The 26,690-nt window shown below is 42.0% G+C and carries 18 protein-coding genes; 16 read left to right on the top strand and 2 right to left on the bottom strand.

The genetic code is table 11. From position 1 onward, the window contains the following. The first annotated feature begins 14 nt into the window (after window positions 1-14). The 12 genes from HMPREF9447_RS06960 to bglX all read left to right on the top strand — a co-directional run bounded on the left by HMPREF9447_RS06960 (window position 15) and on the right by bglX (window position 19,636). Window positions 15-3,089 (top strand): tubulin-like doman-containing protein, encoded by a 3,075-nt coding sequence (locus tag HMPREF9447_RS06960; protein WP_009128995.1) that lies wholly within the window; start codon window positions 15-17, stop codon window positions 3,087-3,089. Window positions 3,090-3,105: 16 nt separating this feature from the next. Then, window positions 3,106-3,951, top strand: coding sequence for an Ig-like domain-containing protein (locus HMPREF9447_RS06955; protein ID WP_009128994.1), 846 nt, complete (start codon window positions 3,106-3,108; stop codon window positions 3,949-3,951). A gap of 15 nt (window positions 3,952-3,966) precedes the next feature. Further along, window positions 3,967-5,094 (top strand): hypothetical protein, encoded by a 1,128-nt coding sequence (locus HMPREF9447_RS06950; RefSeq protein ID WP_009128993.1) that lies wholly within the window; start codon window positions 3,967-3,969, stop codon window positions 5,092-5,094. A 4-nt stretch (window positions 5,095-5,098) separates the two neighbouring features. After that, entirely contained in the window at window positions 5,099-5,902 is an 804-nt protein-coding gene (locus HMPREF9447_RS06945; RefSeq protein ID WP_148374784.1) for a hypothetical protein, read from the top strand. A gap of 63 nt (window positions 5,903-5,965) precedes the next feature. Further along, window positions 5,966-6,949, top strand: a complete 984-nt coding sequence (locus HMPREF9447_RS06940; RefSeq protein WP_009128991.1) for a hypothetical protein — start codon at window positions 5,966-5,968, stop codon at window positions 6,947-6,949. A gap of 18 nt (window positions 6,950-6,967) precedes the next feature. Continuing rightward, window positions 6,968-8,086 carry a formylglycine-generating enzyme family protein gene (locus tag HMPREF9447_RS06935; RefSeq protein WP_009128990.1) on the top strand — a complete coding sequence of 373 codons (1,119 nt, stop codon included), beginning with the start codon at window positions 6,968-6,970 and terminating at the stop codon, window positions 8,084-8,086. Window positions 8,087-8,088: 2 nt separating this feature from the next. Continuing rightward, entirely contained in the window at window positions 8,089-9,090 is a 1,002-nt protein-coding gene (locus HMPREF9447_RS06930) for a metallophosphoesterase family protein (protein ID WP_044137523.1), read from the top strand. A gap of 390 nt (window positions 9,091-9,480) precedes the next feature. Beyond that, on the top strand, window positions 9,481-12,696 hold the full coding sequence (locus HMPREF9447_RS06925) for a SusC/RagA family TonB-linked outer membrane protein (protein ID WP_009128988.1): 3,216 nt from the start codon (window positions 9,481-9,483) through the stop codon (window positions 12,694-12,696). Between the two features lie 22 nt (window positions 12,697-12,718). Then, window positions 12,719-14,311 carry a RagB/SusD family nutrient uptake outer membrane protein gene (locus HMPREF9447_RS06920; RefSeq protein ID WP_009128987.1) on the top strand — a complete coding sequence of 531 codons (1,593 nt, stop codon included), beginning with the start codon at window positions 12,719-12,721 and terminating at the stop codon, window positions 14,309-14,311. Window positions 14,312-14,342: 31 nt separating this feature from the next. After that, entirely contained in the window at window positions 14,343-15,770 is a 1,428-nt protein-coding gene (locus HMPREF9447_RS06915; RefSeq protein ID WP_009128986.1) for a hypothetical protein, read from the top strand. Between the two features lie 185 nt (window positions 15,771-15,955). Then, window positions 15,956-17,311 (top strand): family 16 glycosylhydrolase, encoded by a 1,356-nt coding sequence (locus HMPREF9447_RS06910; RefSeq protein WP_009128985.1) that lies wholly within the window; start codon window positions 15,956-15,958, stop codon window positions 17,309-17,311. A 72-nt stretch (window positions 17,312-17,383) separates the two neighbouring features. Beyond that, window positions 17,384-19,636 (top strand): beta-glucosidase BglX, encoded by a 2,253-nt coding sequence (bglX, locus tag HMPREF9447_RS06905; protein WP_009128984.1) that lies wholly within the window; start codon window positions 17,384-17,386, stop codon window positions 19,634-19,636. A 99-nt stretch (window positions 19,637-19,735) separates the two neighbouring features. On the opposite strand, the gene eno is transcribed toward bglX, so the two are convergent. Both eno and crcB read right to left on the bottom strand, forming a co-directional pair. Further along, entirely contained in the window at window positions 19,736-21,016 is a 1,281-nt protein-coding gene (gene eno / locus HMPREF9447_RS06900) for a phosphopyruvate hydratase (RefSeq protein ID WP_009128983.1), read from the bottom strand. 165 nt (window positions 21,017-21,181) lie between these two features. Beyond that, the gene (crcB, locus tag HMPREF9447_RS06895) at window positions 21,182-21,550 is read right to left on the bottom strand and encodes a fluoride efflux transporter CrcB (protein ID WP_044137812.1); all 369 of its coding nucleotides are present in this window, start codon (window positions 21,548-21,550) and stop codon (window positions 21,182-21,184) included. 222 nt (window positions 21,551-21,772) lie between these two features. Between crcB and HMPREF9447_RS06890 the strand changes: the two genes are divergently transcribed. From HMPREF9447_RS06890 to HMPREF9447_RS06875, 4 genes are all read left to right on the top strand, one after another. Further along, the gene (locus HMPREF9447_RS06890; RefSeq protein ID WP_009128981.1) at window positions 21,773-23,929 is read left to right on the top strand and encodes a glycoside hydrolase family 97 protein; all 2,157 of its coding nucleotides are present in this window, start codon (window positions 21,773-21,775) and stop codon (window positions 23,927-23,929) included. 589 nt (window positions 23,930-24,518) lie between these two features. Then, window positions 24,519-25,067, top strand: a complete 549-nt coding sequence (locus tag HMPREF9447_RS06885; RefSeq protein WP_044137521.1) for a UpxY family transcription antiterminator — start codon at window positions 24,519-24,521, stop codon at window positions 25,065-25,067. 32 nt (window positions 25,068-25,099) lie between these two features. Beyond that, complete coding sequence (locus HMPREF9447_RS06880) at window positions 25,100-25,573, top strand: UpxZ family transcription anti-terminator antagonist (protein ID WP_009128979.1); 474 nt, start codon at window positions 25,100-25,102, stop codon at window positions 25,571-25,573. A 64-nt stretch (window positions 25,574-25,637) separates the two neighbouring features. After that, the gene (locus HMPREF9447_RS06875; protein WP_009128978.1) at window positions 25,638-26,690 is read left to right on the top strand and encodes an NAD-dependent epimerase; all 1,053 of its coding nucleotides are present in this window, start codon (window positions 25,638-25,640) and stop codon (window positions 26,688-26,690) included.

Raw genomic sequence — 26,690 nt, 5'->3', positions numbered from 1 at the left:
TAACTTAGAAATTTATGGAAAATCACATTCTCATTGGCTTAGGAGGAACAGGTGGAAAAGTACTGAAAGCTTTCCGCAAAAGACTGTTTGAAGAGTTCACTCCGGAAGAAAGAGCGAATCTCCCCATTTCATTTTTATATGTAGATTCAAGCACTGAAATGATGCAGGCGGGTGATATCACCTGGAAAGTGTTGGGCGAAGATGCACAGTTCAATCAGAATGAATTTCTTTTCGTTAAAGGAATTGATTTGAATACGGTGTTCAGCAATCCAAGCGGATTCCCGGGATTAAAAGGCTTCATTGGCGATCCGGAAGTGATGAAGAGAACATTAGGTGAAGTCGGTGCTGCTGCTGCACAGAAACGTCGTGCCGGTAGAATCTTGTTTGGTTCTAATATAGATTCTTACAAACAAGCTTTGAGAGCTCAATATAGAATAGCAAATTCACGTAGTGGAGCAGCTCGTACCAACATTCATATCTTTACTGGTTTGGCCGGCGGTACGGGTTCCGGAGCTATTATAGATGTGATTGCACAAACACGTATGATGCCGGAATTTCAAGCTGGTTTAAGTCCTGACGGAAAAACCGGTACGGGCATTACTGCGTTTGCCATGTTGCCCGAAATAACTCCTCCGGGAACATGTGATGCCGGACGTTACCACGCTAACGGTTTTGCCGCACTGACGGAGTTGAATGCTCTGCAGATAAAGAACTATCAACCTTTGGATGTGTCGGGACAATATGAACGCCTGAATTTGGATGCTGTAGATAAGGTGGCTGATTCCTGTTTTGTTTATTCTAACATCAATGAGCATGGAAAGATCGTTGATTCATTGAAGCATTTGCCCAAAATGGTTTCCGACTTTGCATTCAATCGCATATTCTTGGAGCAGAACGATAATACAGAAGAGTATAACCGTACCTATAGTTTGGAAAATATCAATGATTGGGATAAAGAACGTTATGAAAAATCAAAAACCGAACCTGCTGACATTGTTCGTTCTAAACGTTTCAGTTCTTTCGGTATCAAACGTATAGTTATTCCTGAACAAGAGATAAAAGAATATTTTGCTTACCAGTTTGGTATGCAGGCATTGCTCCAACTTCGTTTCAACAACTGGAACGATGATTTGGGATTCCGTGACACTCCTGCCAATATTGATTTCCATTCTTTCGTAAAAGAAGCACAGCAATGGGAAGCATGGCGCATGACCGATAAACATCTTGTTTTGGATAAACCGATTTTAGAGTCAGATAAAGGAAAATTCCCTCCTTTCTCCGAATATTGGGGAGCTGTGATTCCTGTGTGGACTGAGCAGGCTCGTAGTGCCAGATTGCCTTTGGCTGAGTTGTCAAAATTGTGTGCGCAAGGGTATGACCAGTTTTTCCGCAAAGTGGGAGTCAACAGTTTCTTTGAAGGAAAAAATGCTGCCCGCGAACAACATGCTCTGGAAATCTGCAGTTTGATAGAAAAGTATATGTTCGACAAATGGAGTACGGGAGACTATTCTTTGTATAATCTTTGCGAACTGTGTGACTGTTTGCTGATGATGATGGATGCTCGTCGCAAAGAGATGGAAGAACGGATTACAAAAATTAATCAAGTTATTGATGCTCAAGAGAAAGAGAAGGCACGGGTGGAAGCCGAATGGCAAAATCTGGGCTTGTTGGGCGGACTGATTCGTAAGAACAACCTGATACAGGGCTACGCTTCTATCATGAATATGCTTTGCATGAAGCGTACAGAATTGCAAGGTACTCAATTTGCTGTTTCCATGATGGGAGTGCTTATTGTTAAGATGAATGCTTTGCGCGGACGTGTGGAGAGGTTTGTAGATATCATAAATGATGCTTTGAATTATGCAGAACAGCAGATAGGTACGCGTTGTGGTGATAATGGAACCGTTAGTTTGCAAGAGGATATTGTACGTTTCTACAATCAGCAAGGAGTACTTAATTTTACCGAAACTGTTATCAAGGATAAAACTCGTCAGAAAGGTATCTGTGATGAGTTCCGCGGAGAATTGCTGAAAATAATAGGAACAGAACGTACATTTGCACGTGCAAATGCCAGTATTTCCAGTGAAGAAATATCTAAACTGCTTGATACGGTAGTGATGCGTAAAGCGATTATCATTCATGATGAAGTGTTACTGGAAAATAGTGAGAAACTGATTAACCGGAATATTCTGGAACAGTTGAGTGAAAAGTATAATACACCGGAGGCTTTGAAACAATTTGCTTCGGATGTGATAGAAAACAGTGGTGTATATACCACTTTTGATGCTACTCAAATCAGTTTGGCTGTAAACAACAATCCTATTCCGCAGAAAGGACAGAATATTTATCGTCGCATTGTGCTGGTGAACTTGCCGGAAGTGGAAGGAAGTGAACAAGTGCAGAAGTTTGCCAACAAATTGAAAGCTGCTATGATTGCGGCTGTAAATTCTGACATCCAGGTGTATGTAGACATGAATGGAGCCCGTAAGAACGAGATGACCGTGAGCAGCATCACTTATTGCTTCCCGCTTCGTATTGTCAATGATTTGAAATTCTTCAAGGAACGCTACAACCAATTGGCTAATAGTCCTACAAACAGTAAGGAAAACCGTACGGTGCTTCACACTGAAGGTACGGGTGAACAATTCCCGACTTTGTTTATGACTGCAGAAAAACTGCCGTCAGAAGTGCGTAAAATATATACTCCCTATCTGATATTAGGTTATGCGTTAGGGTTCGTGAAGAAAGCACCGAAGAATGATGGCACCGGACTGGACGCTTATGGTACGATAGAAAAAGACGCGCTGGATATGGAAGTGTTGAAGCCAATGGCAGATAGCTTTACCGGCGTAAGTTATTCTACTGAATTTACCGAAGATTTTGGTGAAGAACTGAAGACTAAATTTGATAAGGCTATGCGTGGTGACTATCTGCACGTCAATAAACGTCAGGAGCTGAAGACGGAAGTACAGACCTTGATAAAGGAGGTTATTTTACCTGAATGTGGAGGAAATACTGGTAGTGAGAAGTTTTTGGAATTCCGTACTGCTGCATTGACTGCGCTGGAATTAATTGCTAATTTTAAATAAGTAAAAGCTAAAAGTTATGGCTAAAAAAAATCCGAATGTAAAATATGGGCGGTGTAATAACATTGGAAACTGCTCAAAAGCAAATGCGAAAGAAATAATTGAAATCCCTCTGGGAGAAGATTTTGTATGTCCCGAATGTGGAGGAGCGCTGTCGGAAGTAGTGGGAGATCCGGGGACAAAAAGCAAAATGGTTATTATCGGAGTAGCAGCAGTTGTGGTGCTAGGCGGTATTGGTCTGTATTTGGGCTTGTCAGGAGGAGGCACTACTGCTAAACCTGTAGAAACGGAGCAAACAGATCCCGTAACACCTCCTGGTGGTTCTCCAACAGGAAATGGGGTAGTAGAACCGGTGGTTGCAGTTGAAGCTATTGTGATTAAAGAAACTGAAAAAGACCTGCAACTGGCAGCAGGAGATGAAGCGCAATTGACGGTGGAACTTTCACCGATAGGTGCAAGCGATAAGCTCTCTTGGACATCTTCTGATGATGCTGTTGCTACAGTTTCTGAATCTGGGCTAGTTACAGCTGTAAAAGCTGGCAGAGCAACGGTTAAGGTTTCTACATCGGAAAGTGCAAAGTCTGCCAGTGTTGATGTTACTGTGAAAAAAGATGCTCCTGCACGTATAAATCTGCCTTATGGCTATTTTGAAGGACCAACGAATGACGGTGGAAAACCCAATGGCTTTGGTATTGCTTATGTTACGAAAAGCTATTCATTGGATCTGAAGAACAGAGATAAAGAAACTTTGGATTTGAAGCCGGGTGATAAAATTATGAATGCTAAGTTTAAAGATGGAAACCTGCAACAAGGTGAACTCCAACGTAAGGACGGAACGCGTAAGACAATTCAGATTGGTGGTTGATAAACATTAATTGTTATGAAGACCATATTCTGCTTATTATTCATGGTATTTACCCTTTCGGGGGTAAATACCTTATCGTTGATGGCTCAGAACAGCTATCAAACCGATTTATTGGCTGATATGGCAGAATCATTGAAACTGGCAAATCAGTTAAACACTTTGGAAGATGGTCGTCATTGTACAGAATTTTTTTACAAAAAGCGTCCGTTGAATGTAACAGTAGAAAATGGGCGTGTGAGCCATATCGGTTACCTTTTCTTTTCTAAAGAACAGCGCCGATTGATGCAAGTTCCTGCTGTATATAATTTTTTGGAACGCTATGTTTTGGCTCTTGATTTGCCGTTGAAGCGTGAGAAGCCTGTAGAGAAACAATTGGCAGAAGATAATATTAATTTTACAGTCGGAGAAATGTCCGATTTGCGTAAGCAGGTCGGTGACACAACTTTGAATCTGAAAATTGAGAATCTGTCCGACAGACGCTATAAAATCAGTTGGTACCGGGAGGATAAACTTACTTGTTCGGTTGATTTCCCTATTAGCTATGATTTGCTTCATGGCACCGAGATGGTAGAAAATGAGCGGCGTATAGTGGAGGCAATAAAACGTGCTGCATCGTTGCCGGCAGATACTACAAAGATCAATCCTAAGTCCTTGGTCATGACTTGGCAACCAAATTACTTTGTTCTTCCCGGTGATACTTGTTACACGGCTGAACTGAGTACAACCCGCTATTATGAGAAATCAGGAGACGGAAAATATCAGTTACTCTTCAATCGACAACATCCTTTAGAGAGTTTGGCAAATCTGCTGACAACAGTTAATCTGAAAAGTGATTTCAGGATAAATGTTCGTCTGAGAAAATACGATGCTCCCGATGAGAACTTTGAAGTGCCTTTGTTACAGTTCATCAGTTATTTTTTGAGGCAAGGGTGTACCCCTTATTTTGGAGTAATTAGTTTTGAGGGAACACTTGCTGTTTGTGAATTATTAATGCGCAATGCCAATGAGGGCTATTGCCATGTAATGAAAGTAACTTGCGATGTAGAGCAGTTATTAGATAAAAAAGGAAATATAACGGCCCGTTTGACAAGTTATGTTCCCACTTTTAAAATTAAAAATTTGTTTAAAGAAGATGAATATTGAAAGTATGAAACAACGAATTCTGGTGCTGCTATTAGGCTGCTTTTCGGTTATGGGGGCTTTAGCGCAAAATTCGGGTATTACGAAGCAAATAAACGACATTAAGCGCGACGGAAGATATTTCTATGCCGAATCTACTATGGAAACTGAAGAAGAGGCCCGTGAAGCTGCCACTTTGATGTTGACCAACTATATTAATGACTATATTAATGACAAAAAGCTGCCTCCTGAAAGTAAAGTTACGGAACAGGGATTGACGAAGGCACAATATATTAAAGGAAAGCGTGGCACTAATATGCGTGTTTTTGTTTACGTAAATAAAGCGGATTATGTTCCGTTTGAACCTGTAGGGGAAGCTGCGCCATTGGAGTCGAAGGTGGAGCCGATTGCAGCACCTGAACCAGTCGAAACTTCTGAACCTGTTGCAACTCCTGCAGTATCTGAACCCGTTGTGACAGAATCAACTGTGGCATCGGAATCTTCTTCTGACGCTTCGATACCCCTTTTGGTAGAATGGCAGCAGGAAGCTGTGAATGAGATGTTGACGAAGCCTAATTTGCAGGGAGTGATAAGTGTGCTTAACCGCATGAAGGTAGATTATAAAGTGAAACGTTTTGGTACATATAATGAGTGCAAGAATATAGCAGAGTGTTTCTGGGTTATACTTGAAAATGATGCAGATAAAAGCTTAGTGACTATTCTGGGACCGGGTACCAGTGATCGGGTTAATTTCAGAACCCGCCAGTACGATTCATTGGATAATTATTTTGGTAAAGGCAAAGGTGCAGTATGGTTTGAATTTTCTAAATAAGGTAATATTGGGTTTAGGAAATAATGCTGCTTGAATATATATAAATAGTAATGTTATAGTAATATGAGAAAAATAGTATTCGCTTTTTGGATGTTGAGTTGTTGCATGTTTTTGCACGCACAGGATGAGGTACTTTTTGAATTTTCTGATGGTATTTCGACTGGTGCTTTAAAAACGAAGATGGAACAACAAGTGGTGAGTTTGTTGACTGCTATTAATGCTGCTGAGTCTGGTAATTCCGACATCAATTATAGTGGAATTGATATAGACAATCTGGCTTCGCAGAGTATCGGGATGACTTGGAACAATGTTCATTTCCGTACGATGGATAGTGATATTGTAGAGCATTGTGTTCGTTTGGAGCGGAGCAATGGAAGTTTGCGTGGTTTTCAGGTAAGAAATATTGGTGTGGAGATGAAACCGCTGGATGCTGCTTTTGATACTCAAAAGTCTAAGTATCAGGAAATTTGTATTGACTTTAATACCTCTGGACGGATTATTGACTTTAATTTTGCTATGGAAACTCGGCAGTACCAGCAATTGTTGAAAGAAGGCGTTCGGTTGAATGATGTGGATCGTCGCCTGCAAATTATTCACTGGTGCGAACAGTTCAGAAAGGCCTATAATGATAAAAATCTTAAATTCATGGAAGATATCTTCAGTGATGACGCATTGATTATTACTGGTAAGGTGGTTATGCAAAGGCAAAAAAGTGAAGTAGGGTTGGCAGATGCAACAAAAGTGGAATATGTCCAGAAGAACAAACAACAGTATTTGGCAAGTCTGCGCCGTGTTTTTGATCGTGAAAAATATAAAGGCTATATCAATGTGGAGTTCGATGATTATGAGATTAAACGTAATGGTGCAAAACCTCAGTATTATGCAGTGACATTGCGGCAGAACTGGTATTCATCGACTTATCATGATGAGGGTATGGTTGTTTTGATTTGGGATTTCACAAATGAAGAACAGCCTAAAATACAGGTAAGAACCTGGCAACCTATGGGAGAAAATGTGTTCGGATTTTCAGACGTTAAACTACCATAATAATAGAAACCAATTTATATGAAAAAGATTTTTTTTGCAGCAATTTTGCTGTGCTTTTCGTTTTGCTCGCTCTATGCACAAGAGTTGACTATGAGCGATTTTCATGTTGATTCATCAGATTTAGCTGCTCAGGTACATCAGGTTCCTGACTTGAATGGAGACCCTTGTGCTTTGATTAAAGTGGGACTGGCTGTGCAGGATGCCAAATTTGAGGGTGATGTTGTAAAGTTTGAGTATAAGGAAGGAGAATATTGGGTATATCTGCCCGCAGGCTCTAACTGGCTTACTATTAAGACAACGGAATTCACCCCTTTACGTTGCGATTTTGAGAGTGTGAAGTCAAAGTCTACGTATATCATGACAGTGACAAAGCCGGGTGAGAACTATTTGAAGCCAAGAATTACCGTAGAACTTAAACCACAGGCGAATATTATTGGAGTGCAAACTAAAAAGCCCGTGAATTTTGACTTGCTGCTCGTGAAGGCGGGTATGTTTAAAATGGGAGCTACTCCCGAACAACAGAATGCGGACAAAGATGAGCAACCTGTTCATTGGGTAAAGATTACGAAAGACTTTTATATGGGCGAAACGGAAGTAACACAGGCACTGTGGGAGTATGTTATGGATAGCAATCCTTCTACCTTCCAAGATCCTAATAAGCCCGTAGAAATGGTAAGTTGGGATGAATGTCAGGTTTTCATTAAGAAACTGAATGAATTGACAGGAGTACGTTTCCGTTTGCCGACAGAGGCGGAATGGGAATATGTAGCCCGTGGTGGAAACAAAACTCAGCTTACACAATATAGTGGAAGTGCTAATGCGGACGAAGTGGGCTGGTATTATGCTAATAGCCAAAATACTACACATGCTGTAAAAACGAAGAAACCCAATGAGCTTGGATTTTATGATATGAGTGGTAATGTGTGGGAATTCTGTATGGATTATAAAAATGACTATCCTAAGGGAGATGTTTCTGATCCTATCGGCTCTAAACAGGATAAGAACCGCGTGCGTCGTGGTGGTGCCTGGGATAGTGAATCGGTTGATAACCTCCGCGTAGCTTTCCGTCGTAGAGTGGAGCAGGATACACGTGAGAGGAGCTTAGGGTTACGATTGGTGCTGGATCTTAGTATGTAACAATGAAACATATTACTATTTGTATCCTATTTCTGTGCATGGCTTTTGTTGGTCATGCACAAAAACCTACTCTTCATTTTTCTTCCGATGGAGAGTTTAAAATTGTGCAGTTTACAGATCTCCACTATAAGTGGGGAAAAAAGGCCTCAAATAAGGCTATAGAATGCATGGAGGAAGTGCTGGATGCTGAAAAACCGGACTTTGTAATGATAACAGGAGATTTGGTTTATTCAGCTTCAGTAGCAAAAATCTTACCGATATTATTTGCTTGCATTTCGGAACGTCAGATTCCGTTTGCTGTCGTATTTGGTAATCACGATGAACAGTTTGATTGTACATTGAGTGAAATCTACGATATCATCAGTGCTATGCCTTATAATATACAGCCCGATCGCAATGGTGTCTTTAGTCCAGATTATGCTTTACCGGTAATGTCCAGTGATGGATATCGAACAGCAGCAGTCTTTTACTGTATGGACTCTCATGCTCGTCCTAAATTAGAGGGAATCGGTGGATATGATTGGTTCCGTTTTGATCAAATCAATTGGTATCGTGAGCAGAGTAAGAGCTTTACTAAGAATAATGGTGGAACTCCTCTTCCATCTCTTGCTTTCTTTCATATTCCTTTGCCTGAATATGCATTGGCTGAGGCTGACGGGAAGAGTCCGTTGCTGGGTTCGAAAGGAGAGGAAGTGAGCTGTCCAAGGCTTAATTCCGGTATGTTTACTGCCATAAAGGAGCAAGGAGATGTGATAGCTGCTTTCTGTGGACACGATCACGATAATGACTTTGCAGTGATGTACAAAGACATATTATTGGCTTATGGACGCTTCTCCGGAGGCAATACCATCTATAACCATCTGCGCCCAAATGGTGCACGCGTGATTGTACTGAAAGAGAATCAAAAGACTTTTGATACTTGGGTACGGTTACGTGGCGGAGAGATTATCAACCAGATAACATTCCCGGATAGTTTCCAAAAAGGAAAAAAGAAAGCTAAATAGATACTTATATTAATAATGATAAGAAGTTCTCTCTATCTACTGATGATATGAGAGAACTTTTTTTATTGATATACCTTCTGAAATTATTGTAAACACACTTTTCTGGTATTAACTTCCTTTGTATTTTCGTTTATTTATATGTTACTGTAGTATTGAAAAATAGTGTTTTATGCTTTATAACATGTGATGACGTATTGGATGAAAGTATTCTAATTCTTTTGATTTACAGCGGTTTATTCGTTGCTGACGTATTGATAACGTATTCTGATTTTTGAATTGACGTATTTAAGAATGGATACTTCAGGTTACTTTTCTATTCATTTATCATATGTTTGCAGTGTTCGAATGAGAACGAAACCGAGAATTGTTAATCTTAATTTAGTGAAACTTATGAAAAAGTTATTATCAGTTTTATTTTTACTAAGCTTTACCTTATTAGCTTCTGTATATGCTCAGAATATACAGGTAAAAGGTACGGTGGTAAGCGGTACGGATAACGAACCCTTACCTGGAGTAAATGTGGTGGTGAAGGGTAATGCCGCTACAGGAACAATCACCGGTATAGACGGTGAATTTACCTTGTCGGTTCCTTCCGACGCAATCCTCTCTATTTCTTATATAGGATTTAAATCACAGGAGATTTCGGTAAATGGTAAACATGAGTTGAAAATCGTGTTGCAGGAAGATGCGGAAGCGTTGGATGAGGTAGTAGTAGTAGGTTACGGGGTACAAAAGAAGAGTGTGGTTACGGCTTCTATTGCCAAGGTAAGTAGCGAAGACTTGGCCGGAAAGTCTCCCGTCCGCATGGATAATGCATTGAAGGGGTTGGCTGCTGGTGTGGATGTCACTTCTTCTTCTGGTCAGCCCGGCGAAAGTCCTCGTGTACGTGTTCGTGGTATCGGCACTATTAATAATAGTGACCCGCTTTACATTGTGGATGGTATGCCTATTGGAGGTGGCCTTGACTTTGTGAATCCGAACGATATAGAATCTATAGAAGTGCTGAAGGATGCCGCTTCCGGTGCTATCTATGGCGCACGTGCTGCCAATGGTGTCATCCTTGTGACTACCAAAAAAGGTAAAATGGGCAAAGCTCAAATCAATTACAACTTCTCTTATGGTTGGCAGAGTGCATGGAAAAAACGCGATGTGACAAGTGCTACAGACTATGCCATCTTGCAGAACGAGAAGTATGTGAATGGTGGCCAGGCTCCTCTTTATGCTGACCCTTACAATCTGAAAGATGCTATGGGAAATGAGATAAAAGGTTTTGGTACGAACTGGCAGGATCTTGTTTTTAATGATAATGCCCCAGTTGTAAACCATGATGTGACCATTAGTGGTGCATCTGAAAAAGTGAACTATTATTTGTCATTGGGATATTTTTCACAAGATGGTATTGTTGGAGGTAACTACGGTCAGTCTAATTATGATCGTCTGACAATTCGTTCGAATACTCAGTACAATTTGATCGATGCTTCTAAAGAGCGTAGTTTCCTTAATAAATTGGATTTGGGTGTGAACATTGCTTATATGCGTACGCACTCCACTGGAATCAATGCCAACTCTGAATTTGGTTCGGTTTTGGGATCTGCTCTTTATCTGTCTCCCATTCTGACTCCTACTTTGACGGGTGATGCTGCTAAAAAGCAAATAGCTGCTTACCCCACTTATGAATTGCCTTGTGATGAAAATGGTAATGTGTACACTGTTCCTGGTGGCTCTTATGCTGAAATGAACAATCCATTGGCTATGATGACGTTGAATCCCAAGAAGAATTGGTCACATAAGTTTGTTCCTAAATTTTCTCTTGATCTGCAGTTGTGGGATAATTTGAAGTATCACTTCAGTTACAGTGCCGACATGGGTTTCTGGGGTAATGACGAGGCAACAAAGACTCTTTACTATCTTTCCGGTAACAATAATGCATCGCATACCAGTGCTGCTTCATTTAAGGCACAGAATGTTACCTGGCAGATTGAAAATACGTTGACTTATGACAAAACAATAGGCAAACACAGTTTCGGCATTGTACTCGGGCAGTCCGCTTTTAAGTATAAGGGCGAACAACTTGGTGGAAGCCGTTGGAATCTGGTAAATTCTGATAAACCTTCTATAGATTATGCTACGGGAAGCATTGTTATTGTTACAGATCCTGAATCGGGTAAGTTTGTCAGTTCTACTGTTCAGCATGGTGTTTACGGTGGTCCTTACACGGAGCATAGAATGTCTTCACTTTTTGCCCGTCTCAGTTACAACTATGCAGAACGCTATATGTTCCAAGCGACTGTACGTCGTGACGGTTCCAGTCGCTTTGGTGCAAACAATCTATATGGTATATTTCCGTCCCTATCTTTAGGCTGGAACGTGATGAACGAGGCGTTTATGGAAGGCACACGTGATTGGTTGTCTAATTTTAAGATTCGTGCCAGTTGGGGTAAGAACGGTAATGACAATATTGAAGACTTCGGCTACACCTCATTGACAGCTATGGGCAACAATGTGCTTTTCGGACAAACAGCCACCAAGTTTAATGGTTCTAAGGCTCAGCGTCTGGCAAACCCCGACTTGAAGTGGGAAGAGAGTGAACAGACTGACTTGGGTATCGACTTGGCTTTCTTTAACAGTGCCTTGACATTCAGTGCCGACTATTATATAAAGAAAACCAATGGTATGATTATCACAATGCCTATTCCGAGTTATGTGGGTGAAACCAAGCCTCTGGGTAACGTGGGCGACATGCAGAACAGCGGTTTTGAATTTGAACTTGGTTATAAATGGAATGTGTCTGACGCTAAGTTTGCGATTAAAGGTAATGCCACCTATCTTAAGAATGAGCTGAAGAATTTGGGTAATGATACCGGTTACATTGATCTGGATGGTATTCAGGGATTCTCCGGTGGTGGAACACGTGGCTCTAATGGTGAGGCTTTTCCTTACTTCTTTGGTTATAAAACTGATGGTGTTTTCCAGAATATAGACGAGGTTCGCGCTTATGTGAATAAGGATGGCAAGATGATTATGCCGAATGCTGTTCCCGGTGACGTTCGTTTTGTTGACGTAAATAAGGATGGTCAGATTTCTTCTGATGACCGCACTAATATAGGCAATGGTACTCCCGACTGGACCTATGGTTTGAACTTCAATGCTGACTGGAGGGGTTTTGACTTCAACATCTTCTTCCAAGGCGTGGCAGGTGCCGATGTATTCGATGGTACTTATCGTTCTGACATTTCCGCCGGAAACTATCCTACATGGATGTTGGATCGTTGGACCGGTGAGGGAACTTCCAATAAGTATCCTCGCCTGGCTCTCGGTGATTCTCAGAACTGGCTGGTATCCGACCTTTATGTATGCGACGGCTCTTATCTTCGCCTTAAGAACATCACTTTGGGGTATACATTACCTAGGACTCTTACTCGTAAGCTTACTATCGAACGTCTGCGTGTGTATGTGCAGGCTGAGAATCTCATGACTTGGACCAAGTATTGGGGCTTCGATCCTGAAATCGCTTCAGGTCCTGAAGGTATAAAATCTCTTGGCATCGATCGCGGTGTCTATCCACAAGCTCGTACATTTACTGTGGGTGTAAACGTTTCATTCTAATCTTAAAAAAATACTAGAGTATATGAAAACAAGAAAAATATTAGCAATAGGCTTTATGGCTGCCGCTACAGTGTTTACCGTAGGCTGTAGTGATGATTTCCTTAAGGTGGACAATCCTAAAGGTGAACCATTGGAAGAGTACTATACAACGGATGCTCACATTCAGGAAGCTCTGATTGCAGCTTATGATCCTATCCATTGGCCAGACTGGGGATTGAATCAATACAATGCTCTAAACATTGATGCCGAAATCATGGGCGACGATTTCTGGGTAGGTGGTGCCAATAAGGCAGATATGCAGAACTGGCACAAACTGTTTAATTATGAAGGTGATGAGAACAATACGCTCAGTTCACTGTGGACAATCGACTACTCGGGCGTGAAGCGTTGTAATGATGTGTTGAAATATCTTGATTGGGCTACAGACGTTACGGCGGAAAATCGCATGAGCTATGAGATGCAGGCCCGCTGTCTGCGCGTGTTCTATTATAATATGCTGTGGCATTATTTCGGCAATGTACCTTTTTATCTTGAGAATCTTTCGAAGCCTCCTTATACGGCCCCGCAGTTCACAGCTGATGAGGTTTACGGTCAGTTGATTGCCGAGCTGGAAGCAGTGATTGACTCTAAAGCATTGCCGATGAAGTATTACAAGAAGAAAGATGCAGCAGGCAATGACGTAGATGATCCGGGGCAGTTTGGGCGTGTCACACAAGCTATGGCCTATATGATGTATGCTGAAATGGTGATGTATCAGAATGACAATAGTCGTTTCTCGAAAGCTCTTGACTATATGAAAGAGATTATTGCTGACCCTCGTTTTCACTTGAATCCTGATTTTGCTAATATCTGGGAGACGAGTGGCGAATGGTGCAACGAATCTATTTGGGAAATCAATTACGAACATTCTATTTCAGAACGTGACTGGGGAGAAGCTGCATTGAATATTGGTGGTACGGTACTTCCGACTCTGATTTCTCCTAAAGATTGGCCCGGTGGTGATGGCTGGGGAAAAGGTCAGGATGGCTGGGGATTCATGCCTGTACGTCTTGAAACTTACGGGATGTTTGCGGCGACAGATAAGCGTCGTGATGCTACTTGCTGGGATGTTCGTGGAGTAGAATACACAGAACGTTATCAAGATACTCATATCTGGTTGGCAAAATACCGTCCGTTTGATAAAAACAATGAAAACGGTACTACCAGTAAGAATCTGAATTATAATAATAACTATCGCTATTATCGCTATGCAGAAGTTCTACTTAATGCAGCAGAGTTGTCTCTTCGCACGGGTGGTAGCGGAAGCGGTGAGGCAAAAGGATGGCTTAATGAAGTACGTATTCGCGCTGGCTTGACGGGACTTGACAATATTTCTGTCAACGATGTCCTCAATGAACGTCACCTTGAATTTGTGGGAGAAGGTAAACGCTATTGGGATCTTGTACGTGCCGAAGGTATCAGCGAAGCATTGGATAAGAATAAGGCTTCTAAGGCACTTGTTCCCGATCAATATGGTTATCGTACCAATTCTTGGACTCTGAAAAAGAAGTATATTCCTATCGCACAGGGTGAGTTGGATTCCGACCCGGCTTTGGTCCAGAACAATTATAAATAGTTTCCCTTAACTCTTTTAAAGAATAAACGATATGAAAAATATTTTTAAATATATAGCAGGGGTGTTGGTTGCAAGTTTTGCAATGACTGCATGTTCGCCCGAAGAATTTACGGGGGCCAATGGTAATATCCCTCAGGCATCGGATTATGCCGATAACTTTAAAGTGACTGTAGATCAGACCACCAATTATGCCAATTTTGAATTCACTTCCGCTCCCGGAGTTACTCCGGTTTGGATCATTGACGGTGTATCTTATTCGTCGGCATTTAACTTCTCAAAATATTATCGTAAAAAAGGCTCATATACGGTAGAATGTAAAGTGAAGAATGCGAATGGATTTAGCGATGGTGCTGTTGCGAAAACTTTTATTGTGGAAAAGACCAAGATGAATGGTTTCAGTGGCTTCGTAGAAGATAGTAACTATAATTTGTTCAAAGGACTGGAACTTCCGAATAACCCCGGTAATAATGATAATCCGGCACATAATCCTGCATTCTGGTATGCTCCGGGATGGAATATGATAGCTGCTCCTCAATGTGTTTTATCTAAGGGAACTTATACTATTACTCTCCCAACCGCTACGACTGAACAGTGGCAGGCTCAGATGGCAATCAATACCGGTCTGGTTATTCCTGCCGACAAGCACTATGACTTCTCTGTTATCATGACATCTACCACAGCGCATAATAATGTGAAGGTGAAGATTTGTAAGGCTGATGATGACAATGTTATTCTTATGGATAAGAATTTTGCACTTGAAGCCGGGGAGCCGAAGGCCTTGTATGGATCTGATTTGGAAATTTATACCACAGATGCTAAGGAGCATCCGATAACTGACTTTAGCAATACTAAGATTGTATTTGACTTTGGAGGTAATGTGGCGAATACGGAAATCAGCATCGAAAGTTTTGTTCTCAAGGATCATGCCAATGATGATGGAACCGAAATCCCCAAAGAAGTAGCAACTCCGTTTGATTATAATGATGCCGGCAATATCTGGAAAGCGGTAGACGAGAGTCAGGCCTTCACTGACGAGACCTTTTGGGGTGATGATAGTTGGGCTCCAATAGACTGCAATCCGGAAATCACTCACGAAGGTAACAAGCACACGATTGTGGTTCCTGTAGAAACGTCTGCTGACGAGATATGGCGTGCTCAGTGGCATCTTCATACAGAGCTTTCGGCTACGGCTGATGATGTTGTGGATTTCTCCGTGAAGATTAAAACGAGTGTCAAGTTACCGGGTATGATTGTCAAACTGACACAAGATGGTAACGATGATAATTACTTCTTCGCTGTACAAGAAACAATTCCTGCCGGAGATTTTGTCTTCAAAGCAGAAAATAAGCAACTCTCCGGTGGGCTGGATGCTCCGAAATTGAAGTTGACTTTCGGTTTTGGTGGAGCTCCTGTAGATGCAGTTATCACGATTAGTGAAGTCACAATCATTAAGAAATAAGGTTGAACAACCTGTTTCAGAAGTTGAATAATATTAAAAAACAGATTTTCTTCTCTGTAAATGGAAGGGGGAGGGTGTTATCTTATGAATTTTGAGATTTCATTCTACCTCTTTCATTGCAGAAAGAAATTTTATAGTTCAGTCTATTCAACAATTGAGTATTATTGTAGTAAAAAATACCAGTAATGAAGTATAATTATATTTTGTCTTTACTATTTTTAGCATTAATTGCTTGTGGAAACAGCGATAATGATCCGCAACCTGATAATGTTACATTGACATGTTCGCCTGAAAAAGTGGAAGCAGGTGCAGCAGAAGGGGAGTATACGTTGAATGTTACTTGCAACAGTGGCGAATGGACAGCTTTTGCCAGTGATGATTGTAGCTTCTGGGTGACTGCTAAGGTGTTGGATTCTTCTTTGACTAAGGGACAGGTTATTGTTTCTGTGAAAGCAAATAAGGAAACGACTAATCGTAATGGTTCTGTTGTTGTAAAGTCAGGAACAAAACGTATCATGATACCCGTGACGCAGGAGGCTCCAATGTCTGTTTCACAACGTGAGATCTACTCTAATTCCAGTGGCGAGAACATTACATTATCTGTTGTGGCTACGGGAGACTGGAGCGTGAAATCTAATGATAGCTGGATAAAGGCTGAAAAGACGGATAGCAAAACTGTGACCGTTAAGACAGAACCGAATGACAACAAGACTTCCCGGAATGGAACATTGGATATTGTGTCGGGCATAGAGAAGATAACGATAAGCGTGACTCAAGAATCGGCTGAAGACCGTGATATCAATACTCCCGAAGGTTACCGTCTGGTTTGGCACGATGAGTTTAACGAAGGTACGACTCTTGGTAGTGACTGGACACACGAAGTGCAAAAGCCCGGTTGGGTGAACAATGAACTACAAGAATATGTGAATGGTTCGGCTGGCGGCAAGCGTGTGACGGAATTGGTAGATGGCAAATTGAGTATAAACTGCTTTAAGGGTTCCGACGATAAGATTTATTCAGGACGTGTTTATGCCAAAGTGAATGAAGGATGGCTTTACGGATATTTTGAAGCTCGCATCATGCTTCCAAAGGGTAAGGGCACATGGCCTGCTTTCTGGATGATGCCGGTGAATAACAATTACTCCACCAATCCTTGGCCGGGCTGTGGTGAGATTGACATTATGGAGGAAGTCGGTGCTGACCCGAATATCGTATCTTCTTCCATTCATTGTGCAGCTTACAACCATACAATCAATACTCAAAAAACAGCATCCCGTAATATTGGTACTGCAGAATCGGAATATCACGTTTATGCTTGTGAGTGGACACCCGATTATCTGAAATTCTTTGTCGACGGAACAGAATTGATGACGTTTAGAAATGAAGGAACGGGTAAAAATGTGTGGCCGTTCACCTACAATTTCTATCCTATTCTCAACCTTGCATGGGGTGGTGATTGGGGCGGATACAAAGGTGTGGATGAGAGCGCATTACCTATAACCATGAAGGTGGATTATGTGCGCGTATTCCAAAAAAAGTAAACTAAGTAATTAGTGATATGAATAAAAAATTTATAATGAAATAGGTAATAATACATATAATTAGGTTTATCCATGAAAACACTAAAGATTTTTTCAGCTTGCTTGCTTCTGTTGCCTTTTGTCTCTTGTACGCAGGTGACAACTAACAAAGGTGATGCAGCAATCGAGAAAAAAGTAGAATCTCTGTTATCTAAGATGACTCTTGAGGAAAAGATTGGTCAGATGAACCAAATATCCTCTTACGGTAACATTGAGGATATGAGCGGATTGATTAAAAAAGGTGAAGTCGGTTCTATTTTAAATGAGATAGAGCCGATGCGCATCAATGCGTTGCAACGCGTGGCGATAGAGGAATCCCGGTTGGGTATTCCTTTGTTGATAGCACGTGATGTCATTCACGGGTTCAAAACCATTTTCCCTATTCCGTTGGGACAGGCGGCTTCGTTCAATCCGCAGGTTGCAAAGGACGGTGCACGGGTGGCGGCTATCGAAGCTTCTTCTGTGGGGATCCGTTGGACATTTGCACCGATGATTGACATTGCCCGTGACCCTCGCTGGGGGCGTATTGCCGAAGGATGTGGTGAAGATACTTATCTGACCGCTGTGATGGGTGCCGCCATGGTAGAAGGATTTCAGGGTGACTCTTTGAATAATCCTACATCAATAGCTGCATGTCCCAAACATTTTGTGGGATACGGTGCGGCCGAAGGCGGACGTGACTATAATTCCACATTTATCCCGGAACGTCGTCTGCGCAATGTCTATCTGCCACCGTTCGAAGCTGCTACCAAGGCAGGTGCAGCTACGTTTATGACTTCATTCAATGATAACGATGGAGTACCTTCTACAGGAAATGCATTTATCCTGAAAGATGTGCTCCGTGGTGAGTGGGGATTTGATGGTTTGGTAGTGACGGACTGGGCTTCCGCCAGCGAAATGATAAGTCATGGTTTTGCGGCTGACTCTAAAGAAGCAGCTATGAAGTCGGTTAATGCAGGAGTTGATATGGAGATGGTGAGCTATACTTTTGTGAAAGAACTGCCTACATTGGTGAAAGAAGGAAAGGTGAAAGAAAGCACTATCAATGAGGCTGTACGCAATATCCTGCGCATTAAGTATCGTTTGGGATTGTTTGACAATCCTTATGTGGATGAGAAACAGCCATCCGTCATGTATGCTCCTTCTCACTTGGAGGCAGCTAAGCAGGCGGCTATAGAATCTGCTATCCTGTTGAAGAATGATAAGGAGGTATTACCGATACAGTCATCAGTGAAAACTGTTGCTGTGGTAGGTCCTATGGCTGATGCACCTTATGAGCAGATGGGTACATGGGTGTTTGATGGTGAAAAGGCTCATACGCAAACTCCGCTGAATGCTATTAAGAAAATGGTGGGCGATAAGGTGCAGGTGATTTATGAACCGGGATTGGCATATAGCCGCGAGAAGAATCCGGCAGGCGTGGCAAAGGCAGCCGCGGCCGCTTCACGTGCAGATGTCATCTTGGCCTTTGTAGGTGAAGAATCCATCCTTTCAGGTGAAGCTCATTGCCTTGCCGACCTTGATTTGCAAGGAGACCAGAAAGCCTTGATTGCAGCTTTGGCTAAGACTGGCAAACCTGTAGTGACTGTCGTGATGGCAGGCCGTCCGTTGACTATCGGTAAAGAAGTGGAAGAATCTGCTGCTGTTCTCTACTCATTCCATCCGGGTACAATGGGTGGACCTGCGCTGGCTGATTTGCTTTGGGGCAAAGCTGTTCCGAGTGGAAAAACACCGGTGACCTTCCCTAAAATGGTAGGACAAATTCCTGTATATTATGCTCATAACAATACTGGTCGTCCGGCTACACGCAATGAAGTTTTGCTGAATGACATTGCTGTTGAGGCAGGACAAACATCATTGGGATGCACTTCCTTCTATATGGATGCTGGTTTTGATCCTTTATTCCCGTTTGGTTACGGTTTGTCGTACACCACATTCAAGTATAGCAATGTCAAACTCTCCTCTGCTGCATTGAAGAAGAATGATGTGTTGACAGTGACATTTGATTTGGAGAATACAGGTAAATATGAAGGAACGGAAGTAGCTCAATTGTACGTACAAGATAAAGTTGGTTCCGTGACCCGTCCGGTGAAAGAACTGAAACGTTTTACTCGTGTAACATTGAAACCGGGTGAAAAGAAAAATGTTTCGTTCGAACTTCCCATTAGTGAACTTGCATTTTGGAACATTGATATGGCTAAGGTTGCAGAACCTGGAGACTTCGGTCTTTGGGTAGCTCCCGATAGCCAATCCGGAGAGGAAGTTTTCTTTAAGGTAATAGATTGATTGGTGATTCTAAGGTTAAAGAAGAAGAGGGGCGGACCGTGATGGTTCGCCCCTCTTGCTGTTGATACAATAATTATTCTACTAACAATTTTGGGTGGTTCATTTGATACGTTTGTAACCGTAAACTGCATTTGCACCCAGTTCTTCTTCAATACGGAGCAACTGGTTGTATTTTGCCATGCGGTCGGAACGGCTCAATGAACCGGTCTTGATTTGTCCGCTGTTAGTAGCAACGGCAATGTCGGCAATGGTTGTATCTTCCGTTTCACCCGAACGGTGGGAAGTTACGGTAGTGTATCCATGACGGTGAGCCATTTCTATGGCATTCAAAGTTTCGGTTAGGGAGCCGATTTGGTTTACTTTAATCAGGATGGAGTTGGCACAACCTTTCTCGATGCCCATAGCCAGGAAATCGACATTGGTAACGAAGAGATCATCACCTACCAATTGGCAGCGGTTACCGATGCGGTCGGTCAGTTTTTTCCAGCCTTCCCAGTCATTCTCGCTCATACCATCTTCAATGGAGTCGATGGGGAACTGGTTGATGAGTTGTTCCAGATAGTCAATCTGTTCATCTGCTGTACGTTTTTTACCTTTCTCGCCTTCAAACTTGGTATAGTCGTAGATACCGTCTTTATAGAATTCGGAAGAGGCACAGTCCATGGCAATCATGACGTCCTTGCCCGGTTCGTATCCGGCAACTTTGATGGCGGCGATAATGCTGTTCAAAGCATCTTCTGTACCTTCCAGATTAGGAGCGAAACCACCTTCGTCACCTACGGCAGTGCTCAGACCACGATCTTTCAATACTTTCTTCAAAGCATGGAACACTTCGGCACCCATACGCAAACCTTCGCGGAAGGAGGTTGCACCTACAGGGCGTATCATAAATTCTTGGAAAGCAATGGGAGCGTCACTGTGAGAACCGCCATTGATGATGTTCATCATCGGTACGGGCATCACATATGTATTAGTACCACCAATGTAGCGGTACAGAGGTATATCGAGATAGGCTGCTGCTGCCTTGGCTACGGCAAGGGATACGCCGAGAATGGCATTAGCACCTAAATTAGATTTAGTTTTAGTTCCGTCCAGTGCCAACATGGTATGGTCTATACCCATCTGGTCGAGGGCAGACATTCCAATGAGTTTCGGAGCGATGACGTCGTTGATGTTTTCTACAGCTTTCAATACGCCTTTACCACCATAACGCTGTTTGTCGCCATCACGGAGTTCCAAAGCTTCGTGTTCACCGGTAGAGGCACCGGAGGGGACAGAGGCACGTCCCATAAAGCCTGATTCCAGCATTACATCTACTTCCACTGTGGGATTTCCTCTTGAATCGAGGATTTCACGTCCGATAATCTTTTCTATTTTCATAATTGTGATATTGTTTGTAATTATTTTAAATAGGGAACAAGAAACAATCGGCTTTTGTTCAGAAGTAATTTATATTATTTGTAAGCTGAGGGCTACAAAACTGCAAGCTACAAGTTGTAGCGTTATCATACCGAAAGGTACTTGTTACTAGTAGATTGTCACTCATCACTTAGCAATCATTCCTCCTATCAGTGCCGCCAGCACTCCCAGTGTAATGCTTATTAAAGTATATAATAGGAATGTACCGTAAAATCCGCTCTTTAATAAAGTCAGTCCATCATTGGAAAAGGTAGAGAAAGTGGTGAATCCGCCACAGAAACCGGCAGTCAATAGCAAACGCAGTTCAGCAGAGATGTTGAAGCGTGCGGAGAGGGCGTAAAACAATCCTATCAGGAAACTCCCAAGGATATTGACTGTGAACGTCGCCCATGGAAAAGAGTAGGGGATGATTCGTTCGTGCAGAAGCTCCTGCACATAGTAGCGGAGTACGCTGCCCGTTCCGCCACCGAGAAAAACGTATATCAATTCTTTCATTTTATCTATCAATTCTGCTTCTAATGTCCGCAAAGGTACAATTTTTCATTTATATGGGGTTTATATTCCTATTTTTCTCCTTTGTGCTTAAAAATCAGAAAGTAAACCTGTTATGCAAACGTTTGCCGGTAAAACATCTATATTTTCATTTTATTCCTTCTTTTGCATACCTTTTCCTCCTTATATTTGCATCACGATTATCATTCTAAAATAATTCAAATCATGAAAAACATGAAAGTAATTAAAATGTTTTGTCTCTTGCTCTTTTTGCTTGTGAGCAATTGGGCAATGGCTGAGAGCATTACCTCTCCAAACGGACAACTGCAACTGAACTTTTCAGTGAATGCACAAGGTGAACCGATCTATGAACTTTCCTACAAAGGCAAAGCTGTTATCAAACCCTCTAAACTCGGTTTGGAGCTGAAAGATGATCCAGGACTGATGAATGGATTTACACTGGCAGATACCAAGACTTCCACTTTCGATGAAACCTGGGAACCGGTATGGGGTGAAGTGAAACAAATCCGCAATCATTATAACGAAATGGCTGTGACGCTGAATCAAAAGGCGCAAGACCGCAATATGATTATCCGTTTTCGTCTTTATGATGACGGTTTGGGCTTCCGTTACGAATTTCCGCTATCCAAGAATATGAACTATCTCGTTGTCAAGGAAGAACATACCCAGTTTGCCATGACTGGCGACCATACCGCTTTCTGGATACCGGGCGATTATGATACGCAGGAATATGACTATACAGAGTCTAAACTCTCTGAAATCCGTGGTCTGATGGATGGAGCCATAACTCCTAACTCTTCACAAACCACTTTCTCTCCGACAGGCGTACAGACTTCCTTGCAAATGAAGACCGCCGATGGTCTTTATATCAATCTGCATGAAGCAGCTTTAATTGATTACTCATGTATGCATCTTAATCTGGATGATAAGAATTTTATCTTCGAATCTTGGCTGACTCCCGATGCGCAGGGATACAAAGGCTACCTGCAAGCTCCCTGCAAATCCCCGTGGCGTACGGTTATGGTAAGTGATGACGCTCGTGATATTTTGGCTTCCAAGTTGACACTGAACCTGAACGAACCTTGTGCTTACGAAGATGTTTCCTGGATTAAACCGGTGAAATATGTAGGCGTATGGTGGGAAATGATTGCCGGTAAGAGCACTTGGGCTTATACGGATGATCTTCCTTCCGTAAAACTGGGTGAAACGGATTACAACAAGACCAAACCCAATGGTAAGCATGGTGCTACTAATGAAAATGTGAAACGTTACATTGACTTTGCTGCCGAGAATGGTCTTGACCAAGTATTGGTGGAAGGCTGGAACGAAGGTTGGGAAGACTGGTTCGGCCACTCCAAAGATTATGTATTCGACTTTGTGACTCCGTATCCTGACTTTGATGTGAAGATGCTGAATGACTATGCCAAGAGCAAAGGCGTGAAACTGATGATGCACCATGAAACTTCCGCTTCCGTGCGCAACTACGAACGCCACATGGATAAAGCTTACCAGTTTATGGTAGACAACGGCTACAATGCTGTGAAGAGTGGTTATGTAGGCAATATGATTCCCCGTGGCGAACATCATTACGGTCAGTGGATGAATAACCACTACCTTTATGCTGTGACCAAAGCTGCCGATTATAAGATTTGCGTCAATGCTCATGAAGCAGTACGCCCTACGGGACTTTGTCGCACTTATCCTAACCTGATTGGTAACGAGTCTGCTCGTGGAACGGAATATGAAGCATTCGGCGGTAGCAAACCTTTCCACACAACTTTGCTTCCGTTCAACCGTCTGATTGGTGGTCCGATGGATTATACTCCGGGTATTTTCGATACAAAACTGGAATTCATGGGAGATAAACCTCACGGACAAGTACAGACTACTCTTTGTAAGCAGTTGGCTCTTTATGTAACGTTGTATAGCCCGTTGCAAATGGCTGCCGATTTGGTTGAGAACTACGAGAAGCATATGGATGCTTTCCAATTCATCAAGGATGTAGCTGTGGATTGGGACGACAGTAAGTATCTGGAAGCAGAACCGGGTGATTATATTACGGCGGCTCGTAAGGCAAAGGGTACAAATAACTGGTTTGTAGGCGGCATTACCGATGAGAATGCTCGTACTTCCAACTTTACTCTGGACTTTCTGGAACCGGGCAAACAATATGTAGCTACTCTTTATGCTGATGGTAATGATGCTGATTACAAAGAGAATCCTACTTCTTATCAGATAAAGAAAGGTATTGTGACAAGCAAGACTAAGATGTCAGTGAAGCTAGCTCGTAGTGGCGGTTTTGCTCTCAGTCTGATTGAAGCTACACAGGCAGACAAGAAGGCTGTGAAGAAATGGAGATAAGAAATATAGTCTCAGATTGAGAAAATCCCTAAAATTAGGGTAGAAAGAGTTTTTTTATTAGGTATTAGATATGCTCCGCAGGGTTCTTGCGGGGCATTTTTTTTACTCTCAATACCTTGTCAACAGGGAGTTAAGAGTTTGTTGACAAGGAATTAAGAGTTTGTCGACAAGCTGTTAAGAGTTTGTAGATGGCTGATTTGTCACATTTATAACTTGAATTCAGGCCATTAACATCGCTCTCTACGGTGTAAACATCTGCTTTATGGGGATGTATTTAGGAATTCTTTATGAAAACATTTTGTTCTTTCGAAAATCCCTCTTATCTTTGCGCACGTTAAATGAACGATTGGTATGCAATTTGATACTTAAGTTGTTCTTTTACAGCATATAAGAAGTCGAAAACTGTGTCTTTCCTGTTAAATCAGCTTTTTCAGTCTTCAAGAGCGTCTGTTTGCACTTCCTGCGATAGGGAGATCAAATCTTGGCCATTGAACGTATTAAATTCGCCATCACGAATTGACGTTTTAACCGGAAGGGGTATCTTTCCCCCGGTGTCCCCAAGGAATATCCTTTTCTGAACACCTTTAAAGTGAACAAATCAAATAACGAAGAAATATATTGGTACGCTTTGCGTATTACCTATAGCCGGGAGCTTGCTTTGAAAGAGTTTCTGGACCGGAATAATATCGAAAACTTCATTCCGATGCGTTATGAGTATGTGATGCGAAGGGAGCAGAGGATTCGTAAGCTTGTTCCTGCGATACATAATTTGATATTCATCCGTGCCACGCGAAAGAAGATCGATGAAATAAAAGAAGAGAATGCTATTCTTCTTCCTCTTCGTTACATCATGGATCGTGAAACCAGGCAACCTATCGTTATTCCCGAAGTTCAGATGCGCCATTTTATAGCCATTGCCGGTTCTTACGACCAGCAAGTCATTTATTTGCCGCCAACAGAATACTCTATGCAGAAGGGGGATCGTGTTCGCATCACCGGTGGTGTTTTTGAAGGCGTTGAAGGCGTATTTGTCAGAGTAAAAGGCGATCGTCGTGTCGTCGTATCTATCCAGGGAGTTATGGCAGTAGCCACTACCTTTATTCATCCCTCCCTTATTGTTCCTATATCCGAAGAATAATTCATAGTTTTTAATTTATAATTCATAACTATATGAAGTCTCAAATCGATGCTTTGCGTCAACTCACGCATGAGCTTCTTTATCTTGGTATGGATGGTGAACCCATTTATGCCGATCGTTTATATCTATTAAATTCAGAAGTATATAGTCAGGCGGAAGCTTTGCACGGTGAAAAAACCGGGAATGATGATGAAGAAGCCGCCCTTTGTGTCACTCTTCTGAAAGCTTATAGTGCTACGATCTATAATCATGGAGATAAAGAAGAGAAAGTTCAGGAGATATTGGACCGTAGCGGGAAAGTTCTTGGAAAAATTTCGGATTCTTTATTGAAATGTCAACTATTAGTGGCTTGCTATGGGGAGACATTTGATGAGGAATTGGCGCAAGAAGCTCATCAGATTATGAACGGCTGGGGTGATTCGTTAACTACTGAACAACAAAATATTTCCGATGAATTGCAGAATGTTGAAAATGATTCATATCTGCATGCAAACACAGAGTTGTAGACTGATAAGTCTATAGCTGATCTCTTTGTTGTGTTTGTTCTTTCATACTTATCCTTAATTTAATATGAAATTTCTTGTTACGGGGGCTGCTGGTTTCATTGGCTCTTATGTTTGTAGACGCCTGCTCTCTCGCGGAGATGAGGTGGTGGGGCTTGATAATATCAATAACTACTATGACGTCAATCTGAAGTACGGGCGTTTGGGGACTTTAGGCATTGATAAAAGTGCTGTTGACTGGTATAGGTTTGTTCAAAGTAATACATATGAGCAATTCCGGTTTATCCGCATGAGTTTGGAGGACAAACAGGCGATGCAGATGCTTTTTGCCAATGAACATTTTGGCATGGTTGTGAATTTGGCGGCCCAGGCAGGAGTGCGTTATTCTATAGAAAATCCCTATGCTTATGTGGAAAGTAATATAGATGGCTTTTTGAATATACTGGAAGGATGCCGCCATTATGGAATTAAGCATTTGATTTACGCTAGTTCCAGTAGTGTTTATGGTCTGAACGGAAAAGTTCCTTTTTCGGAAAAAGACAGTATAGCGCATCCTGTGAGTCTTTATGCAGCGACAAAGAAATCAAATGAATTAATGGCTCATACTTACAGCCATTTATATGGTATTCCTTCTACCGGTTTGCGTTTCTTTACGGTTTATGGTCCTTGGGGGCGTCCGGATATGTCACCTTTCCTTTTTGCCGATGCCATGTTGCACGGGAGGTCGATAAAGGTTTTCAATAATGGTGATATGTTGCGTGATTTTACTTATATTGATGATATTGTTGAAGGGGTTCTTCGTGTAATAGACCATATTCCTGCTCCTGATATTGATTGGAGTGCTCAGGCTCCTGATCCCAGTTCTTCTACCGCTCCTTACAAAATATATAATATCGGTAATTCGCATCCGGTGAAACTTATGGATTTTATCCAGGCTATAGAAGAAGCGATCGGTCATCCGGCAGAAAAAATATATCTTCCGATGCAACCGGGAGACGTTTATCAAACGAATGCGGATACTTCGGCTTTGCAAAATGAGTTAGGATTTAAGCCTGACAAGCCGATTAAAGAGGGAGTTCAGGAAACGATAGACTGGTATCGTTCTTTTTATCAATTGTAA

Source organism: Bacteroides oleiciplenus YIT 12058, from assembly GCF_000315485.1.
GTDB lineage: Bacteria > Bacteroidota > Bacteroidia > Bacteroidales > Bacteroidaceae > Bacteroides > Bacteroides oleiciplenus.
Note: the sequence above shows the minus strand (reverse complement) of the source record. Positions and strands in the feature narration are given on the sequence as shown.

Excerpts from the sequence above, each read along its gene's own strand:
- HMPREF9447_RS06960 (WP_009128995.1), top strand. The coding sequence starts at position 15 with ATGGAAAATCACATTCTCATTGGCTTAGGAGGAACAGGTGGAAAAGTA.
- HMPREF9447_RS06955 (WP_009128994.1), top strand. The coding sequence starts at position 3,106 with ATGGCTAAAAAAAATCCGAATGTAAAATATGGGCGGTGTAATAACATT.
- HMPREF9447_RS06950 (WP_009128993.1), top strand. The coding sequence starts at position 3,967 with ATGAAGACCATATTCTGCTTATTATTCATGGTATTTACCCTTTCGGGG.
- HMPREF9447_RS06945 (WP_148374784.1), top strand. The coding sequence starts at position 5,099 with ATGAAACAACGAATTCTGGTGCTGCTATTAGGCTGCTTTTCGGTTATG.
- HMPREF9447_RS06940 (WP_009128991.1), top strand. The coding sequence starts at position 5,966 with ATGAGAAAAATAGTATTCGCTTTTTGGATGTTGAGTTGTTGCATGTTT.
- HMPREF9447_RS06935 (WP_009128990.1), top strand. The coding sequence starts at position 6,968 with ATGAAAAAGATTTTTTTTGCAGCAATTTTGCTGTGCTTTTCGTTTTGC.
- HMPREF9447_RS06930 (WP_044137523.1), top strand. The coding sequence starts at position 8,089 with ATGAAACATATTACTATTTGTATCCTATTTCTGTGCATGGCTTTTGTT.
- HMPREF9447_RS06925 (WP_009128988.1), top strand. The coding sequence starts at position 9,481 with ATGAAAAAGTTATTATCAGTTTTATTTTTACTAAGCTTTACCTTATTA.
- HMPREF9447_RS06920 (WP_009128987.1), top strand. The coding sequence starts at position 12,719 with ATGAAAACAAGAAAAATATTAGCAATAGGCTTTATGGCTGCCGCTACA.
- HMPREF9447_RS06915 (WP_009128986.1), top strand. The coding sequence starts at position 14,343 with ATGAAAAATATTTTTAAATATATAGCAGGGGTGTTGGTTGCAAGTTTT.
- HMPREF9447_RS06910 (WP_009128985.1), top strand. The coding sequence starts at position 15,956 with ATGAAGTATAATTATATTTTGTCTTTACTATTTTTAGCATTAATTGCT.
- bglX (WP_009128984.1), top strand. The coding sequence starts at position 17,384 with ATGAAAACACTAAAGATTTTTTCAGCTTGCTTGCTTCTGTTGCCTTTT.
- eno (WP_009128983.1), bottom strand. The coding sequence starts at position 21,016 with ATGAAAATAGAAAAGATTATCGGACGTGAAATCCTCGATTCAAGAGGA.
- crcB (WP_044137812.1), bottom strand. The coding sequence starts at position 21,550 with ATGAAAGAATTGATATACGTTTTTCTCGGTGGCGGAACGGGCAGCGTA.
- HMPREF9447_RS06890 (WP_009128981.1), top strand. The coding sequence starts at position 21,773 with ATGAAAAACATGAAAGTAATTAAAATGTTTTGTCTCTTGCTCTTTTTG.
- HMPREF9447_RS06880 (WP_009128979.1), top strand. The coding sequence starts at position 25,100 with ATGAAGTCTCAAATCGATGCTTTGCGTCAACTCACGCATGAGCTTCTT.
- HMPREF9447_RS06875 (WP_009128978.1), top strand. The coding sequence starts at position 25,638 with ATGAAATTTCTTGTTACGGGGGCTGCTGGTTTCATTGGCTCTTATGTT.